Here is a 16,198-nt window from a genome sequence, read left to right as displayed (position 1 = left end):
AAGGTGAGAAAATACATAAGCTTTTCAGGCGCAGCCTTTAACTTTTGTTTATCGAAAACCAAATAAACATTGCAGAGTTATTCTATTCTGATATAACAAAGGAGATCATTAATATGAAAAACATTTTTACACTTTTATTCAGTACACTGATTGGTTTATCAGTATTTGCATCCGGCAATACAGGAAGAGTTACAGTCTCTTTCTATGGCAATAATGATTACCGTGTATATATTGATGGACGAAGTATTGCATCCAACAACAACCGCGTTTATCTGAACGATCTGCGGCCCGGGCGACATACCATTGATGTTTATGAGTTAAAGAAGAATAACAAAATCAACAAAAAGCCAGTTTACACCAGCAACTTCATGGTTAAGCCCCAGTATGATCTGAACATCATTGTTAACAGGGATGGATACGTAAAATTTGATGAAGACAGGAATTATGATAACAGAAGAAAAAATGGAGACTGGAATGACAGAAACCAGAATAACAGGAACCGTGATGATGAATACAACAGGAACAGAAGCGAAGGTCGCGACTGGGACAATGATCATGAGCGCACTTATGACAGGAACCGGGATTATGACAGGGACAGGAAATACGACAGGGATGAAAATTATGACAGGAACAGGAACTGGAATGACAACAACAGGGCAATGAGCGATGCTGATTTTAACCAATTTACTCAGAAGATCCGCAATCAATGGCTCAGCAAAAAGAATATAGCAAAGGAAGGTTTAAACAGCAATTATTTCACTACTTACCAGGTAAGGGAAGTGCTGCAAATTTTCTCATCTGAAAACGACAAACTGGAATTGGCAAAACTTGCCTATAGCAGAACAGTAGATCAAAGAAATTTCAGCCAACTGTATGACCTGTTCTCTTCACAAGGAAAGGATGAGCTAGACAGGTATGTTAGAGGCAGGTATTAATTTTCAAACTAATTCCCCGTATTTAAATTTTATTTTTTGCAATTAAACTTTTGGGTTAATAACCATTCTAAAAAGTACAAGCCAACGAAATAAAATTGAGCTCTATGAAATACATCGAAACTCTATGAAATGTCACCGGGCCCTTTTACAAGCCCGTACCCTTGAGTTTTGGAACTGTATTGTTTGATTTTAGAGGAAGCGTAAATCCGTTACCTTTTATTGAGTGGTGAGTTTTTAGTTCTTAATAATAGGATGATGTTTTGTTTCATTTAACGGGGGCCTGGAAAGCTTTTTCGCTGTTTGATTATTTTAGGGGTTTTTCACTTTCCAGGCCTATTATAGCATGCATGTTTTACCACCCATCACCACATTAAACACAATAAAGCCCTTCAATTGAAGGGCTTTATTGTGTTTATAGTTTATTATGTTGATTAAGCGTAAACCTGCCTCAGCACCTGTGCCATTGTTTTACCAATATCTGCAGGGCTTTGTACTACATGAATACCACATTCTTCCATGATCTTCATTTTAGCAGCAGCAGTATCTTCTGCGCCACCAATTATAGCACCGGCATGGCCCATACGACGGCCGGGAGGAGCAGTTTGTCCTGCTATAAAGCCGACTACAGGTTTTTGGTTACCGTTTGCTTTTATCCAGCGGGCAGCCTCAGCTTCCATGCCACCACCGATTTCACCAATCATTACGATAGCATCGGTTTCGGGATCGTTCATCAGCAATTCAACAGCTTCTTTAGTAGGTGTACCGATGATTGGATCGCCACCAATACCTACTGCTGTAGTAATTCCCAAACCAGCTTTAGCTACCTGGTCAGCAGCCTCATAAGTAAGGGTACCTGATTTAGAAACAATACCAATACGACCTTTTTTGAATACAAAACCGGGCATGATACCCACTTTGCATTCACCGGCAGTGATCACACCAGGACAGTTAGGCCCGATCAACCTGGTTTGTTTTCCCTGCAGGAAGTTTTTCACTGTTACCATATCCTGAACAGGAATACCTTCTGTGATACAAACCACCAGTTCAACACCAGCGTCTGCAGCTTCCATGATCGCATCGGCTGCAAAAGCAGGCGGTACAAAAATGATAGAAACATTAGCACCAGTTTCCTTAACGCATTCAGAAACAGTGTTAAATACACGGCGATCCAAATGGTTAGATCCGCCCTTTCCGGGCGTAACACCACCCACTACCTGAGTGCCGTATTCAATCATTTGCGAGGCATGAAAGGTTCCTTCGGTCCCGGTGAAGCCTTGTACTAAAACTTTAGAGGCTTTATTAACAAGAATACTCATAAATAATAAAAGTTGCGCAAAATTAAGGAATTAAGAGTTTGGTATCCGGTATTTCGCGGAGGTTACAATTAAAAATAGGGATTATTGATGAGCTACTATCAAAAATTATTTAAATGAAAGAAATGAATAATAAGTATATAACTGGATTTGGAGGAGTTCTGTGATTAAGAGGGAGAAAGAATTTTTTTCGATCTCCCAGATATGGTAAGAGGTTTTCCATTTACCATTTCCAGGAGTACAAGGCCTGGAGTCATTCCTTTTTCGAAACGTCCAAAGGAACCAGCCCTATTCAACACTGCGGCTCCATTACTGGTAGCCCATTGTAAAATGACTTCCAGGGGTATTTGAGGGAAATGATCTGACAAAGTTTTCACTTCGGAAGCTATACTCAATTGCCAGTTGCTGCTGTAGCTATCGGTCCCCAGCACTATTTTACAGCCATGTTGCAGCAGTAGTTCAACAGGAGGCAGCGTATTTTCTATATACAGGTTAGCATTGGGGCATAAACAATAAACAACCTCCAAATTATAAATTTCAGCATGGGCTTTGGCAAATAAAACATCCTCTTCTGTAATAAATGTATTGTGTACCAAAAGAATAGCCCGGCTTTGGCTGTAGGCAGGCAGATAGGTTTGTAGACTAGTCTTTCCACTTGCCGGAAAGGGCGATTGCTCTCTGCCGAGTCCTTTATATAAATTTAAAAAGTCGCCTTTACCCATTTGAAACAATTCGTTTTCAGCTTTCGTTTCCTGGTTATGAATGGAAATAACCTCCCTTGCAGAGGCTGTATTCAAGGCCTGGTGGGTAGCGCGGCTTACAGAGTAAGGGGCATGCGGCGTTAAAACACTACAGGTTCTTGCCTGGTCAAGAGAATTAAACTGTTGCAGGATATTGGTAAAATACAGCAATTGTGTTTCGAGATTGCTATCATTGAGATTGATCACCTCGATTAAATTATGCCAAGCTATTTGACTGGCTGCTTTTGTTGCAATGGTATGTGGCGTATTGCAGATATCGGCTACGAGAACGGTTCCATTCTCGCACATTTCTTTTTCAGCAGCAGTAATGTTTTGCAAGATCTCCTCTTCTGCCGCTGCCCTGTTTTTCATGACGGACAATAAAAAGTCAACAAGCCCGGTATGCGGAGGAACAATGTCTTTCATGTGACTCAGTTCAAGATGACAATGGCAGTTCACTAAACCGGGAACCAGTATTCCATGGAAGTGTTGAATATTATCCCCAGCCTCTGCTTTATCCAGGACAGTTTCCACACGGCCATTTTTATCAAATACGAGTATCTTACCTGGTTGCAGAAATTGAACTCCATCAAAAATGTAATCAGCAGTGAACTTCTGAAAGGACATCTATTATAAATTATTTATTATTGAGAAGAGCTTGAAATTACTCTTGCAATTAAGATTAATTATCAATAGCAAAGGACCAAAATACACTTAATTAACGTTCTAATTGATGTTAGAGCCGTAATTTTGCAACCCAATTTTAATCATGCTCGATAAGCTAGAAGCCATAAAAGCCCGTTTTGACGAGATTGGTGTTGCACTCACCAACCCGGAAATTATTGCCGACAATAAAAAGTTTGGCCAATTCAGTAAAGAATACCGCAGCCTTGAAAAAATAGTAAACGTCTATAACAATTACAAAAAGGTACTGGAGGATGTAGACTTTTACAAGGAAGCTTTGAATGGAAACGATGAGGAACTCCGGGAACTTGCCAAAATGGAGCTGCCTGAAATTGAAGAGCAGAAAGAAAAGTTGGAGAGCAACATCCGCCAGATGCTGATTCCTAAAGACCCACAAGATGAAAAGAACGCCATCCTGGAAATCCGGGCCGGAACAGGTGGTGATGAAGCCAGCCTGTTTGCCGGAGACCTGATGCGGATGTACCTGCGCTATTGCGAGCAAAAGGGCTGGAAAACCAGCCTGCTGAGTGAGAATGAAGGTGCTGTAGGCGGTTACAAGGAAGTACAGATTGAAGTAATTGGCGATGATGTATATGGAACATTGAAATTTGAAAGTGGTGTTCACCGTGTACAAAGGGTACCAGATACGGAAGCCAGCGGAAGAGTACATACCAGTGCTGCTACTGTAGCTGTGATGCCAGAAGCAGAGGAAGTGGACTTTGAGTTGAAAGAAAGTGATGTAAAAATGGAAACAGCCCGAAGCGGCGGTGCCGGCGGTCAGAATGTAAACAAGGTGGAAACCAAAGTTTTGTTAACACACATTCCTACAGGAACTGTGGTTATTTGCCAGACAGAACGGACCCAATTAGGCAACAGGGAAAAGGCGATGCAAATGATGCGTACCAGATTGTATGAAGAGCAGGTGCGCAAACAGGAAGAAGAAATTTCGAGACACCGGAAAAGTCTTGTCAGCACGGGTGACAGGAGTGCCAAGATCCGGACTTACAATTTTCCACAAGGACGTGTAACCGATCATCGCATTGGCTTAACCTTGTATAATCTTCAGGATGTGTTGAACGGAAATGTTCAGGAATTGATAGAGGCGCTGCAATTTGCCGAGAATGCAGAAAAGATGACAAAACAGAATTAAAAAGTTCTTAAAATAAAAAGGATACTAGTGTGCAATTTAAGTCCACGCTTGTATCTTTAAAGTGTGGAAGCTTCTACACAATGATTTGCCATTAATTTAAGAAAATTGCTTAAATCTCTGGCATTCTTTTTTATACTTAATTATAAGCAGTACAGAAGTTCTTAGAAATATATTGTAGTTGCAAATATTTGTTTGATAACACGTTAAGTCAGCAATAAATATAAGCTCAGGTTGCTTTATTGCCTTGATTTATATAGCTTTGTTGTTTTAACATCAACTTGGGGTTATTGAGAAAGCGTTAACAAGATTATTGAAATATTGGCAACAAATTTGTACTGAAATAAATAATTAAGTTTTTCTCATAAAAGCAGTCAATTTTCTCATAAGCAGTTAGTTTTGGTTGCGACCCCTGTTTCTACAGGGGTTTATTTTCAAACTTCTGAGTAAAAAAGAACTTAGTTCATTAAAATAAAAGCAGTCAATTTTCTCATAAGCAGTTAGTTTTGGTTGCGACCCCTGTTTCTACAGGGGTCTATTTTTTTATAGACCTCAACCAAATCCACAAACCAATCATACTTCCTGCAAAATCAGCCAACAGATCATTCCAATCAAAAGAGCGGTTCGCGACAAACCTTTCCTGAATCACTTCGACTAAAAATCCATATGTTATCGCAATCAAGGTCAGCATTAACAAGTTTTTGCGGCTTACCAACCCCAGTGCTCTGCTCCATAGATATATCAGGCCTATAAAAATGCCTATATGGACCCATTTATCAAACCATATACGTGACATCCAGTCAGCTTTAGGCAGGGCAGCGCCAGGAAGACAGAAGAGATAACTGACAAAAATCAGCCATAGAATAGCTGCAAAAAATTTGGCGTAATTGGAAGACAGGGTCATAGTAAATAATAGATGGAAGATAATAGATGATGGCGCAGAAATCAGCAAGCTGGGCAATAGTTGTACATTCCTGATTTACAAAAGTGCCCTTTGTAATGAGTATAAGCAAGAAAGGGCCTTTACGGCCCTTTTAAGATATAGAAAATAAAAATTAAGCAACCAACTCCTGGTAAGATTCTGCAGTAAGCAGGGCCTCTACCTCAGCCAGATCTTTAATCTTCATTTTGATCATCCAGCCCTGTCCATAAGGGTCTGAATTGACTTGCTCCGGGCTGTTATTCAGCTCAGGATTTACTTCTAGCACGGTTCCGCTCACAGGCAGAAACAGGTCACTGACAGTTTTTACGGCTTCAACGGTGCCAAAAACGCTACCGCTTTCGAGGTCCTGCCCTACTGTTTCAATCTCCACATAAACGATATCGCCCAGTTCTTGTTGTGCGAAATCTGTAATACCTACTGTAGCCACATCGCCATCAATTTGTAACCATTCATGGTCTTTTGTATAACGCAGATTTTGAGGAAAATTCATAACCGATCTTTTAAAGCTGCAATATTAACGAGAGATCATAAGATTTGCTATAAAAAGTCATTATTCTGAAAATATAGAAGGATATGGTCTTTCAAAAATATTTCCTGCTCAAACGGGTTCATCGCAGGCATCGGCTTAAGCTGTTTAAAGTGCGGCCAGCCATCTTCATCTACATGGGATAGCTCATAATACCCACTCGAAGAAAGCACGGTACAAATAGCAATGTGCATCAGGTCCTGCTTTTGTTCCTTGGTAAATTTCTTCCGGATATCGCCAAGTTCCTGAATACCAATGAGAAATAAAATACTTTCCACATCCGGCTTTTTCTCAAAACGCTGCATGAGTTTTTCCTCCAACTTCCACCAGCGTTGCTGTAAATCGTCATTTGCTAACATCGTTCAAAGATAAATCATGGATTAGCATGATCAGGAAAGGATTCATAGGATTTTATTTCATTCAGCAAATCCACGGTTTATCTTTGCCGCACTTCAAAACACACCATATGTTGCAGTTAGCTGTTTTACGGAATAATACAGAATTGGTTAGAGAACGATTAGCCGTTAAGAATTTTGCAGAGATTTCGCTGGTAGATGACATTATATCATTGGATGACGAAAGAAAAAAACTGACCTTCCAGTTTGACGAAACAAAGGCAAAAATCAATGCCACTTCCAAAGAAATCGGCATGCTGATGGGTAAAGGACAGAAAGAAGAGGCTGAGACTAAAAAGAAAGATGTTGAAAATCTGAAAAACAACCTTAGCCCGATTCAGCAACAATTGGACAGTGTTGAAAAACAGTTGAACGACCTGTTGGTGCGCCTGCCAAACCTGCCGTCAGAAAAAGTACCCTTGGGAAAGACTCCTGCAGATAATGAAATGGTAAGAACCGGTGGCAGTAAACCGGAATTGCCCCCTCAGGCTGTACCCCACTGGGACCTGGCCAAAAAGCTGGACCTGATCGACTTTGAATTGGGGAATAAAATTACCGGTAGTGGTTTTCCTGTTTATAAAAACAAGGGCGCCAAACTGCAAAGAGCCCTGATCCAGTACTTCCTGGATTATAATACGGCTGCAGGTTACATGGAATATATGCCTCCTCATATGGTAAATGCAGCTTCGGCTTATGGTACCGGCCAGTTGCCTGATAAGGAAGGCCAGATGTACCATGCAACCGAGGATGACTTTTACCTGATTCCCACAGCGGAAGTACCAGTTACCAATATTTACCGCGATGAGATACTGAAAGAAGCAGATCTTCCTATCAAAATGACAGCCTATACACCTTGTTTCCGCAGGGAGGCTGGCAGTTATGGTAAAGATGTACGCGGTCTGAATCGCCTCCACCAGTTTGATAAAGTGGAAATTGTGCAGTTGGCTCATCCATCCAAAAGTTATGAAGCACTGGAGGAAATGGTAGAACATGTAGAAAAGCTGATACAGTCATTAGGTTTGCCATACCGGATATTGCGTCTTTGTGGTGGAGATATGAGTTTTACTTCTGCACTTACTTACGACTTCGAAGTGTACAGTGCAGCCCAGGATAAATGGTTGGAAGTCAGCTCTGTTTCCAACTTTGAAGCCTTCCAGGCCAACCGCATGAAGATCCGCTTCAAAGATGAAAAAGGCAAGCCGCAACTGGTGCACTCCCTGAATGGTAGCTCCCTGGCTTTGCCGAGAATTTTGGCTTGCCTGCTTGAAAATAACCAGACAGAAAATGGTATTTTGCTACCACCATCCCTGCAGCCTTATTTTGGTGGGGAAATGATTTAATGAGTCACTACAACGCCACATATTATTATAACACAATTGAATATCCAGCTAAGATTTCGTTTGAGAATGACAAGCTGGTTATTCAATTTGATGTGGCTCAAAATGCAGTGTTCTGGTTTTATGACCAGGTGCGGACTGATCAAACACCCCAAGCCTTCTATTATCCCGGTTATCCTTTACAGTCGCTTGTAGTACTCTCCAAAGAGCTATCTGATGAACTGTCCAGCCGCATAGAACAGCACAAAAAAAAGCTATCCGGCAGAAAAACAGGTCTTGTGGTAAAGCTCTTTCTGGCAGTAATTGCTTTTGTGCTGTTAGCCTATTTCTTCCTGCTGCCCTGGCTGGCATCGGCCATGGCCAGCAGTTTCCCTCTGCGTTACGAGGAACAAATGGGAGATGGTATTTATGCTTCCATCAAAAATGATTACGAGGTAGATGCGCAAAAGACGGCTTACATCAATGAGTTTTTCAAAGAACTTCATTTTCCGTCCAAATATGATGTGCGTATTACAGTGGTCAAAAGCGAGGTGGCCAATGCCTTTGCCCTGCCCGGGGGCAACATAGTGGTACATGATCAAATCATTGCAGGTATTGGTTCATATGAAGAGTTAGCGGCCCTGTTGACGCATGAGTTCACCCATGTTGAGAACCGCCATTCCCTTCGCGCCATGTTCCGGCAATTGAGCGGCCGTGTATTTATTGGTTTATTATTGGGTGATGCAAGCGCAGTCAGTGCCATACTTGTAGGAAATGCCGAACTCTTAAAGAGTCTTTCTTACAGCCGCAGTCTTGAAAAAGAAGCCGATGAAGGAGGCGCCCAACTCCTGGCACAACGCAACATAGACTGTAATGGGTTTGTGCGCCTGTTCCAGTATTTGAAAAAAGAAAGTAAGGGCCCGGAGCCTTCCGAGTGGTTGAGCAGCCACCCAGAACTGGATAACCGTATCAGGAACATAAGGAAGCAATCTTTGTGTAAACAATCATCCCCGGTTCAAAACATGCAACTGAAAACGTTGTTTTTAAAGTTGAAGACGGCGGAGTAATGCTACCTTCCCAATTAATAGATAAGCAAGTATAAATTTAATATTGTGTTAATCCATTTTCAGGCTGTTTCAATTTGAAATAATTCTTCCCACTTTCATAAGCAAATTCTTTGTTTATGAAAAAAATTCTACTCTCTCTTATTTCGTCAGTTATTATTTCTTCTATTGTACATGCACAAATTGATAAAGGGACTGTTTTATTGGGGGGCAATCTTTATTTAAGTAAGAACAAATCAGAAAGCACGGATCCCCCCTCTGATAACTACAAAAACGAAACAACGAATTTTGGCATTACTCCATCAGTAGGTGTTGCTATAAAGCCAAACACCATTGTAGGCATTCAGTTAGGGTATGCTCATGGGAAAAGTTCAATAGAAAATTCAGGAAGTGATAAGCATGAAAGCTACAGGACAGAAGCCTTTTTAAGAAAATACCTGACATTAGGTAAAGGATTCTATTTATTTGCACAGCCGGGTGTTTATTATAACGGTTACACCTATGAAATGGAGTCTTCAAACTCGAAACGAACAATCAAGGAATGGAGCGTAGGAATCGACTTATATCCTGGTATTTCATATGCTTTGAATAAAAGATTTCATCTGGAGGCAGGCTTGGGAAATATGGCAGACCTCTCTTATGGTCAAAGTAAGAATGAAAATAAATCAAAGCCTGGCGGCGAAACTTCCAGTTCAAAAGGACACAATTTTGAATTTTCTTCCAGTTTGAGTACCTACACTTCTATTAACATTGGCTTCCGGTTCTTCCTTGGAAAAAGGTATTCATAATATAAATTATCTTAAAATTTTCCTTATTTCATACAGTATAGCATGCATTACTAACCTCTTTTACCCTTACCTTTGCGGTCCTTTCACAAACTATGGGTGTGGTGACCTGTAGAAACTGAAAACAAACCTGGTTCTCCACAGGTGATTTTAGAACGTGAAAAAACTTATTTTAAATGAAACGTACATTTCAACCGCATCGCAGACGTCGTAAAACTGTTCATGGATTCCGTAAGCGTATGCAAACAGCTAATGGCAGAAAAGTGTTGGCAAGCCGTCGTGCGAAAGGCCGTAAGAAACTGACTGTAAGCGACGAAAGAAAATTAAAATAGAACGCTTGAAGGCCTGCGGGGTCTTAACTTTTTACATTGAATAGCTCCGGTAACGGGGCTATTTTGCTTTATACGAAAATGGCCAAAAAATTTGCATTAGGGAAAGAGGAAAAGCTGAAAAGCCGCAAACAAATAGAATCGCTTTTTGCGAACGGTAAAACATTCATGTGCTTTCCCCTGCGGATATCTTACGCTCTTTCCCCCCCGGCTGAAGGCGAAAAGAGCGGTATGCAAATCGGTGTGTCAGCCAGCAAACGTTATTTTAAACGGGCTGTAGATCGAAACAGGATCAAACGACTAATGCGGGAAGCCTACCGGCTGCAAAAAAAAGAAATCGCTACCTTCCTGCAAACCAATCAATTAAAAGGGCACGTCTTTTTTATATACATCGATAAATCACTGCCTACTTATTCAACTGTTTTTGAGGCCATGACCAAATGCTTGAAACTATTACAGAAGAAAGCAGAAAAAAGCAATGAAAAAACTAGTTAAAATATTGGCCCTGCCATTTATCGGACTTATCCGGTTTTACCAACTGGCCATTTCACCATGGCTGGGTCCCTCCTGCCGCTATACGCCAACCTGCTCGCAATATGGTCTGGAAGCATTTAAGAAATATGGTGTATTCAAAGGCTTTTGGCTGACGCTGAAACGCGTCAGCCGATGTCACCCATGGGGCGGGAGCGGGTATGACCCGGTGCCTTAATAAAAAAGCTGACTCAGGGGCCAGCTTTTTTATTAAAGTGTTGATCGCTCTTACTTGCTTGCATTTTCAAAACGCTCGCTCACTTTACTCCAGTTGATCACGTTCCAGAATGCGTTCAGGTATTCCGGACGGCGGTTTTGATATTTCAGGTAATAAGCATGCTCCCAAACATCCACACCTAAGATCGGAGTACCTTTAACCTCGGCAACATCCATCAACGGGTTGTCCTGGTTAGGAGTAGAAGTTACTTCCAATCTGCCATCTCTAACGATCAGCCATGCCCAACCGCTACCAAAGCGGGTTGCACCAGCTGTGTTTAATTTTTCCTTGAAAGCGTCGAATGAACCAAAAGTCTGGTTGATGGCTTCAGCCAGTCTGCCAGTCGGTTGTCCGCCAGCGTTAGGGGCCAAAATCTCCCAGAAGAAAGTGTGGTTCCAGTGGCCACCGCCATTGTTACGTACAGCAGGAGAAATGGAGCCAGCAATAGCGATCAGTGCTTCGAGACTTTTATTTTCGTGTTCTGTACCGGCAATAGCTTTATTCAGATTGTCCACATAAGCCTGGTGGTGTTTGCCGTGGTGGATCTGCATTGTTTGGGTATCAATATGCGGTTCTAAAGCTTCGTGTGCATAAGGCAACTGTGGTAAGGTGAATGCCATAATGATTTTCGTTTTAAGATTTACAATTTAATATTTATCTATCGTTTCCTTCGGAGGCACAAATGTAAACAAACAAAGGAAATGACGAATGATTCGAATCATTCATCATTCAAATCACTTTCTGCGCTGGCGGAAGAATTCTTTCATCAGTTCAGCACATTCGTTTTTCAGCACACCTGTTTTCAGCAGGGTTTTAGGATGAAATGGAGAAACTTCGCCAGCCACTCTTTTATATCCATTCTTTTCATCAGCGGCACCATATACGATGCGGCCTATTTTACTCCAGTACAGGGCGCCTGCACACATAACGCAGGGTTCAACGGTAACGTATATAGTAGCTTCTGGTAGATACTTACTGCCGAGAAAGTTAAAGGCCGATGTTAATGCAATAATCTCCGCATGTGCAGTCGGGTCATTCAATTTCTCTACCTGGTTATAACCACGGGCAATGATCTTATCGTTGAGTACGATAATGGCGCCCACAGGTACTTCATCTTCATCAAAGGCGTTCTGGGCCTGCGCCAGCGCCTGCCTCATGTAGTGTTCGTCATTCATAACCGTGGATTAATCAGGTGATTAGAATAGTTCAACATTTTAAATTTCACTTCTACTGTTCTCAGGTTAATTTTTCGTTTTGCTGGTGCCTGTTGGCATCGCGGATGTTTTTCTTTTCAAAGTTTTTTTGCAGAGCCTCGGTAAGGTCAACGCCGGTTTGATTGGCAATGCACATCAGCACCCAAAGTACGTCGGCCAGTTCATCAGAAAGGTTTTTATTTTTATCGCTTTCTTTGAATGATTGCTCGCCGTAAGTCCTCACCATGATCCGGCTCAGCTCCCCTACTTCTTCCATGAGTATACCAAGGTTGGTCAATTCGTTGAAGTATCGGACACCGACTGTTTTGATCCATTGGTCTATTTGCACTTGGGCATCTTTGATAGTCATAATTTACCTATTGGATTATTGAGTTTCATATTCATGAGTGTAGCAATTGATGCAGCTCTGTGTTTTACCAGGTCAGCCTTTTCACCGGCAAAAAATTCATCCACGTTACTAATAAATATCTCTACCCAGCGATCGAGGTGTTCCTTGTAAATGGGCGACAACTGGTGAATATGCTGGTGTACGGCCATTACGTTTTTACGATAGGTATGTTGCCCGAAAACGATAGCCTCCCAGAAATCTGTAATTACTGGCAGGTGCTCCTCCAGGTCCAAAGGAACTACCTCCGTAAAAAAGCGGCCTATCAATTCATCTTGGAACGCCTTTTCATAAAAAGCCGCCAGCATAAATAAAAGGTCTTCCCTGGTTTGTATATCTCTTTTATTACTCATTTAACTGTTCAATGTTATTGTGAACGACTCGAATCACTCTTATTCGTCATTCGTCATTCCCTTCATTCCTTGTTTTTACTATCAATTATAATGGTTACAGGTCCGTCGTTCAGCAGTTCAACTTTCATATCGGCACCGAATATGCCGGCTGCAATGTTTTTCCCCAGGTCTTTTTGCAGCTGGCCCATCAGCTTTTCATACATTGGTATGGCGAAGGGTGGCTTGCTGGCACGGATGTAACTGGGCCGGTTTCCCTTTTTTGTACTGGCATGAAGTGTAAACTGGCTTACCAATAAGATATCACCGCCCACATCTATAACAGAACGGTTCATCACGCCCGCTTCATCATTAAAAATTCTTAAATTGATAATTTTACTACTGAGCCATTGAATATCCTCCTCGCTATCGGCATCTTCCACTCCCAGCAGCACCAATAATCCTGCTCCGATTTTTCCGGTTACTGCACCATCCACAGTAACGCTGGCCCTGGAAACTCTCTGAATAACAACACGCATAATTAAAATTCCGAGGCACGAAGATAGAAGTACCACACAAATACAACGTCAGAAATGCACAGAACAAACTACCCGGATCTCTAACTTCGTAACTATGATCGATTTTTCATCCGAGATTAAGCTTCAAACCACCAGGAGCGGTGGTAAGGGCGGACAGAATGTAAATAAAGTAGAGACCGCAGTGATAGCTTTTTTTGATGTAGGGAGTTCTCAATTGCTCTCAAACGAACAAAAAGAAAAGGTGCAACACAAGCTTGTCAACCGCATCAATTCGGAAGGGCAGTTGGTGGTGAAGGCGCAAATGCACCGTACACAGCTGTCCAATAAGGAAGAAGCTGTCAACAAAATCAATGAATTGATTGGCGAGGCGCTCCGGAAAAAGAAGTTGCGCATTGCCACCAAGCCAACCAAACAATCAAAAGAGCGACGCCTTGACAGCAAAAAGCGCTTCTCGGAAAAGAAAGAAAGCAGGAAGAAGTTTAGGTTTTAACTTGCGAACTCTTGAATTACATTTGCCCTCCAAAAATTACATTCTTTGAGTGGCATTAAAAAGTTAGCGGGTCAAACGTTGTGGTATGGAGCCAGCTCCATTGCAGCACGTTTTTTAAGTTATTTACTTACGCCTTACCTTACCGCCACCCTTTCCGGTGTGGCCTATGGTGAGATGAGTTTGGTATACGCCCTTATTCCATTTCTGAATATCATATTCACTTACGGACTGGAAACGGCCTATTTCCGTTTTTCAGCTAATAAGGAACAGCAGTTGGATGTGTATAACACGGCCAGCGTATCGCTTATTCTTTCTACATGCCTGCTGACCACCCTCATGGTCCTTTTCAATAATGTGTTTGCCAGCATCATCGGGCTGGAAGAGCATCCCGAGTATTTTACCTGGAGCGCTTTTATTATTGCCTTCGATGCGCTCTCCACGCTGGCCTTTGCGCGGCTCCGCTTTGAAGGCCGGCCGGTCAAATTTGCAACAGTACGCATTGCAGGTATCATCATCAATATTGCATTGACCTTCTTCTTCCTGTCGGTATGCCCACAAATTCAGAAAGAAGACCCTGATAGCTTTATCGGGATTTTCTATAACGCTGAGAACCGGGTGGGCTATGTGATCATTGCCAACCTGGTACAAGCCATTGCTACATTCCTGATGCTGTCGAAAGAGTTTTTTGCCTTCCGGTGGCGATTCAATTCCAGGCTGTGGAAGGAGATCATGATTTATTCATCCCCCCTGATCCTTGCTGGTTTTGCAGGTATGATCAATGAAACCTTTGACCGGGTGATGCTGCGCTGGTGGACCTCCGCTCCTACCGAAGCTGCTGCCAAGTTTGAAGTGGGCGCCTATAGTGCATGCTATAAGCTATCGATCCTGATCACTTTATTTGTACAGGCTTTCAGGATGGGCGCAGAACCATTCTTTTTCAAACAGGCACAAGGTCAGCAGCCACAAAAGGTATATGCCAGGGTCATGAAGTTTTTCGTGATCACCATTTGCTTTATGTTCCTGGTTGTGGCACTATTCCTGGATGTCTGGAAACATTTTATTCAAAATCCAAATTATTGGGAAGGTCTGAAAGTGGTGCCTATCTTATTGCTCGCCAATATGTTCCTGGGCATATACTACAATCTCTCTATCTGGTATAAATTATCCAAAAATACTATGGCAGGAGCCTGGATCACGATCATTGGAGCCGCAACCACAATCCTGGTCAACTACCTGTTCATTCCCCGCTATGGTTATATGGCCTGCGCCTGGGCTACATTCCTTTGCTATGGCAGCATGATGGTGGTCTCATATGTATGGGGACAGAAAATATATCCGGTTCCTTATGCGACAAAGAAACTGGTTGCTTTTATTCTGATTGTTGTTGGGTTGTACGGAGGGTATGTCTTATTCCAACAATTGAATCTTGGAGCCTGGGCCGACAGGGGCTTAGCCCTGATACTGCTTTCACTATTTGCCATACTGGTATTGAACGTGGAACGGAAAGAGTTTGAGCGATTGCCGGTAGTAGGAAGGTTTTTAAAGAAAGGGAATACAAGCCTGGGGGTAAGATAACAGGTTTACATGTAAACCTGTTATATCATACTTACAAAGGGATTGGTTTTCATTTCTTCGCCAATAGTGGTGGAATCTCCATGACCGGGATACACGATCACGTCTTCAGGAAGCGTATATAATTTTGTTTTGATGCTTTGTTCCAGTGTAGCAAAATCGCCTCCCGGCAAGTCGGTTCTGCCAACGCTTCCATTGAACAACACATCTCCCCCGATCAGGAACTTGTGAGGCTTACTGTAAAAGCAGATATGACCAGGAGAATGCCCCGGAGTGAATAATACTTGCAACTCTTCGGAACCCAATCTGATGACATCGTTTTCATCTATATAAACCAGTTCCCCATCATAATTATCAAATGGCAACTGCCACATTTGGCCGGATACAGGCCCATAATCCAAAACCTGCTTTTCCAATTTATGTAAGTGCAGCTTCAGACCAAACGTCTTTTGCACAAAACGATTACCGAAAATATGGTCCAGGTGGCAATGAGTATTCAGGAGCAAAACAGGAGTCAGCCCATGATCTTTAATAAAACTCTTCAATTCTTCCTCCTCGGAGGCAAAATAACAGCCGGGGTCTATAATACAACATTGTTTTTCATCGTTATACAGGATGTAGGTATTTTCCTGCACCGGGCTAAACGTAAATGACTGAATATACAACATACTGGCTTTTTCGTATTTTAGATTTAGATTGTGGTTTTATTTGTATTGTTTAAACTCAGGGTGCAATTTACAGTCC

At 42.1% G+C, this 16,198-nt stretch carries 20 protein-coding genes and 1 pseudogene; 10 read left to right on the top strand and 11 right to left on the bottom strand.

Annotation, left to right across the window (positions count from 1 at the left end):
- Nucleotides 1-113: 113 nt before the first annotated feature.
- A complete protein-coding gene (locus OCK74_RS05820; RefSeq protein ID WP_279296069.1) occupies nt 114-935 on the top strand; it encodes a proline and serine-rich protein 1 family protein in 822 nt (273 codons plus the stop codon).
- A 431-nt stretch (nt 936-1,366) separates the two neighbouring features.
- On the opposite strand, the gene sucD is transcribed toward OCK74_RS05820, so the two are convergent.
- Both sucD and OCK74_RS05810 read right to left on the bottom strand, forming a co-directional pair.
- Nucleotides 1,367-2,251, bottom strand: a complete 885-nt coding sequence (gene sucD, locus OCK74_RS05815; RefSeq protein ID WP_279296068.1) for a succinate--CoA ligase subunit alpha — start codon at nt 2,249-2,251, stop codon at nt 1,367-1,369.
- A 164-nt stretch (nt 2,252-2,415) separates the two neighbouring features.
- The gene (locus OCK74_RS05810; RefSeq protein ID WP_279296067.1) at nt 2,416-3,615 is read right to left on the bottom strand and encodes an amidohydrolase family protein; all 1,200 of its coding nucleotides are present in this window, start codon (nt 3,613-3,615) and stop codon (nt 2,416-2,418) included.
- Between the two features lie 142 nt (nt 3,616-3,757).
- Between OCK74_RS05810 and prfA the strand changes: the two genes are divergently transcribed.
- On the top strand, nt 3,758-4,822 hold the full coding sequence (prfA, locus tag OCK74_RS05805; protein ID WP_279296066.1) for a peptide chain release factor 1: 1,065 nt from the start codon (nt 3,758-3,760) through the stop codon (nt 4,820-4,822).
- Nucleotides 4,823-5,354: 532 nt separating this feature from the next.
- Here the strand turns inward: prfA and OCK74_RS05800 are convergent.
- From OCK74_RS05800 to OCK74_RS05790, 3 genes are all read right to left on the bottom strand, one after another.
- Nucleotides 5,355-5,723, bottom strand: coding sequence for a VanZ family protein (locus tag OCK74_RS05800; protein ID WP_279296065.1), 369 nt, complete (start codon nt 5,721-5,723; stop codon nt 5,355-5,357).
- Between the two features lie 151 nt (nt 5,724-5,874).
- Entirely contained in the window at nt 5,875-6,252 is a 378-nt protein-coding gene (gene gcvH / locus OCK74_RS05795) for a glycine cleavage system protein GcvH (protein WP_279296064.1), read from the bottom strand.
- 47 nt (nt 6,253-6,299) lie between these two features.
- Nucleotides 6,300-6,647 (bottom strand): hypothetical protein, encoded by a 348-nt coding sequence (locus OCK74_RS05790; RefSeq protein ID WP_279296063.1) that lies wholly within the window; start codon nt 6,645-6,647, stop codon nt 6,300-6,302.
- 107 nt (nt 6,648-6,754) lie between these two features.
- Here OCK74_RS05790 and serS point away from each other — a divergent pair, with 107 nt between their 5' ends.
- From serS to yidD, 6 genes are all read left to right on the top strand, one after another.
- The gene (gene serS, locus OCK74_RS05785; protein WP_279296062.1) at nt 6,755-8,023 is read left to right on the top strand and encodes a serine--tRNA ligase; all 1,269 of its coding nucleotides are present in this window, start codon (nt 6,755-6,757) and stop codon (nt 8,021-8,023) included.
- Complete coding sequence (locus tag OCK74_RS05780; RefSeq protein WP_279296061.1) at nt 8,023-9,066, top strand: M48 family metallopeptidase; 1,044 nt, start codon at nt 8,023-8,025, stop codon at nt 9,064-9,066. The genes serS and OCK74_RS05780 overlap by 1 nt, the downstream gene beginning before the upstream one ends.
- Before the next feature lie 116 nt (nt 9,067-9,182).
- The gene (locus OCK74_RS05775) at nt 9,183-9,851 is read left to right on the top strand and encodes a hypothetical protein (RefSeq protein ID WP_279296060.1); all 669 of its coding nucleotides are present in this window, start codon (nt 9,183-9,185) and stop codon (nt 9,849-9,851) included.
- Between the two features lie 173 nt (nt 9,852-10,024).
- Entirely contained in the window at nt 10,025-10,180 is a 156-nt protein-coding gene (gene rpmH / locus OCK74_RS05770; protein WP_026309617.1) for a 50S ribosomal protein L34, read from the top strand.
- 36 nt (nt 10,181-10,216) lie between these two features.
- Complete coding sequence (gene rnpA, locus OCK74_RS05765; protein ID WP_279296059.1) at nt 10,217-10,672, top strand: ribonuclease P protein component; 456 nt, start codon at nt 10,217-10,219, stop codon at nt 10,670-10,672.
- A complete protein-coding gene (yidD, locus tag OCK74_RS05760; protein ID WP_279296058.1) occupies nt 10,656-10,886 on the top strand; it encodes a membrane protein insertion efficiency factor YidD in 231 nt (76 codons plus the stop codon). The genes rnpA and yidD overlap by 17 nt, the downstream gene beginning before the upstream one ends.
- A gap of 50 nt (nt 10,887-10,936) precedes the next feature.
- On the opposite strand, the gene OCK74_RS05755 is transcribed toward yidD, so the two are convergent.
- From OCK74_RS05755 to dtd, 5 genes are all read right to left on the bottom strand, one after another.
- A complete protein-coding gene (locus OCK74_RS05755; RefSeq protein ID WP_279296057.1) occupies nt 10,937-11,545 on the bottom strand; it encodes a superoxide dismutase in 609 nt (202 codons plus the stop codon).
- 114 nt (nt 11,546-11,659) lie between these two features.
- Nucleotides 11,660-12,100, bottom strand: a complete 441-nt coding sequence (gene tadA, locus OCK74_RS05750) for a tRNA adenosine(34) deaminase TadA (protein WP_279296056.1) — start codon at nt 12,098-12,100, stop codon at nt 11,660-11,662.
- 61 nt (nt 12,101-12,161) lie between these two features.
- Nucleotides 12,162-12,488, bottom strand: coding sequence for a nucleotide pyrophosphohydrolase (locus tag OCK74_RS05745; protein ID WP_279296055.1), 327 nt, complete (start codon nt 12,486-12,488; stop codon nt 12,162-12,164).
- Complete coding sequence (locus tag OCK74_RS05740; RefSeq protein ID WP_279296054.1) at nt 12,485-12,877, bottom strand: group III truncated hemoglobin; 393 nt, start codon at nt 12,875-12,877, stop codon at nt 12,485-12,487. Before OCK74_RS05740 ends, OCK74_RS05745 begins: the two co-directional genes overlap by 4 nt.
- A 62-nt stretch (nt 12,878-12,939) precedes the next feature.
- Entirely contained in the window at nt 12,940-13,392 is a 453-nt protein-coding gene (gene dtd / locus OCK74_RS05735) for a D-aminoacyl-tRNA deacylase (protein ID WP_279296053.1), read from the bottom strand.
- Nucleotides 13,393-13,504: 112 nt separating this feature from the next.
- Between dtd and arfB the strand changes: the two are divergent.
- A pseudogene (arfB, locus tag OCK74_RS05730) lies at nt 13,505-13,882 on the top strand (alternative ribosome rescue aminoacyl-tRNA hydrolase ArfB); the annotation flags it as partial.
- Nucleotides 13,883-13,927: 45 nt separating this feature from the next.
- Nucleotides 13,928-15,457, top strand: coding sequence for an oligosaccharide flippase family protein (locus OCK74_RS05725; RefSeq protein ID WP_279296051.1), 1,530 nt, complete (start codon nt 13,928-13,930; stop codon nt 15,455-15,457).
- 20 nt (nt 15,458-15,477) lie between these two features.
- On the opposite strand, the gene OCK74_RS05720 is transcribed toward OCK74_RS05725, so the two are convergent.
- Nucleotides 15,478-16,122, bottom strand: a complete 645-nt coding sequence (locus OCK74_RS05720; RefSeq protein WP_279296050.1) for an MBL fold metallo-hydrolase — start codon at nt 16,120-16,122, stop codon at nt 15,478-15,480.
- Nucleotides 16,123-16,198: the final 76 nt, after the last annotated feature.

It is taken from the genome of Paraflavisolibacter caeni, assembly GCF_025628885.1.
Lineage (GTDB): Bacteria > Bacteroidota > Bacteroidia > Chitinophagales > Chitinophagaceae > Flavisolibacter > Flavisolibacter caeni.
Note: the sequence above shows the minus strand (reverse complement) of the source record. Positions and strands in the feature narration are given on the sequence as shown.

Bases quoted from the DNA above. Each gene is read 5' to 3' on its own strand.
- OCK74_RS05745 (WP_279296055.1), bottom strand. From the start codon at position 12,488: ATGACTATCAAAGATGCCCAAGTGCAAATAGACCAATGGATCAAAACA.
- dtd (WP_279296053.1), bottom strand. From the start codon at position 13,392: ATGCGTGTTGTTATTCAGAGAGTTTCCAGGGCCAGCGTTACTGTGGAT.
- sucD (WP_279296068.1), bottom strand. From the start codon at position 2,251: ATGAGTATTCTTGTTAATAAAGCCTCTAAAGTTTTAGTACAAGGCTTC.
- OCK74_RS05755 (WP_279296057.1), bottom strand. From the start codon at position 11,545: ATGGCATTCACCTTACCACAGTTGCCTTATGCACACGAAGCTTTAGAA.
- gcvH (WP_279296064.1), bottom strand. From the start codon at position 6,252: ATGAATTTTCCTCAAAATCTGCGTTATACAAAAGACCATGAATGGTTA.
- OCK74_RS05800 (WP_279296065.1), bottom strand. From the start codon at position 5,723: ATGACCCTGTCTTCCAATTACGCCAAATTTTTTGCAGCTATTCTATGG.
- OCK74_RS05720 (WP_279296050.1), bottom strand. From the start codon at position 16,122: ATGTTGTATATTCAGTCATTTACGTTTAGCCCGGTGCAGGAAAATACC.
- serS (WP_279296062.1), top strand. From the start codon at position 6,755: ATGTTGCAGTTAGCTGTTTTACGGAATAATACAGAATTGGTTAGAGAA.
- OCK74_RS05775 (WP_279296060.1), top strand. From the start codon at position 9,183: ATGAAAAAAATTCTACTCTCTCTTATTTCGTCAGTTATTATTTCTTCT.
- OCK74_RS05790 (WP_279296063.1), bottom strand. From the start codon at position 6,647: ATGTTAGCAAATGACGATTTACAGCAACGCTGGTGGAAGTTGGAGGAA.
- rpmH (WP_026309617.1), top strand. From the start codon at position 10,025: ATGAAACGTACATTTCAACCGCATCGCAGACGTCGTAAAACTGTTCAT.
- OCK74_RS05820 (WP_279296069.1), top strand. From the start codon at position 114: ATGAAAAACATTTTTACACTTTTATTCAGTACACTGATTGGTTTATCA.
- OCK74_RS05810 (WP_279296067.1), bottom strand. From the start codon at position 3,615: ATGTCCTTTCAGAAGTTCACTGCTGATTACATTTTTGATGGAGTTCAA.
- yidD (WP_279296058.1), top strand. From the start codon at position 10,656: ATGAAAAAACTAGTTAAAATATTGGCCCTGCCATTTATCGGACTTATC.
- tadA (WP_279296056.1), bottom strand. From the start codon at position 12,100: ATGAATGACGAACACTACATGAGGCAGGCGCTGGCGCAGGCCCAGAAC.
- OCK74_RS05740 (WP_279296054.1), bottom strand. From the start codon at position 12,877: ATGAGTAATAAAAGAGATATACAAACCAGGGAAGACCTTTTATTTATG.
- OCK74_RS05780 (WP_279296061.1), top strand. From the start codon at position 8,023: ATGAGTCACTACAACGCCACATATTATTATAACACAATTGAATATCCA.
- prfA (WP_279296066.1), top strand. From the start codon at position 3,758: ATGCTCGATAAGCTAGAAGCCATAAAAGCCCGTTTTGACGAGATTGGT.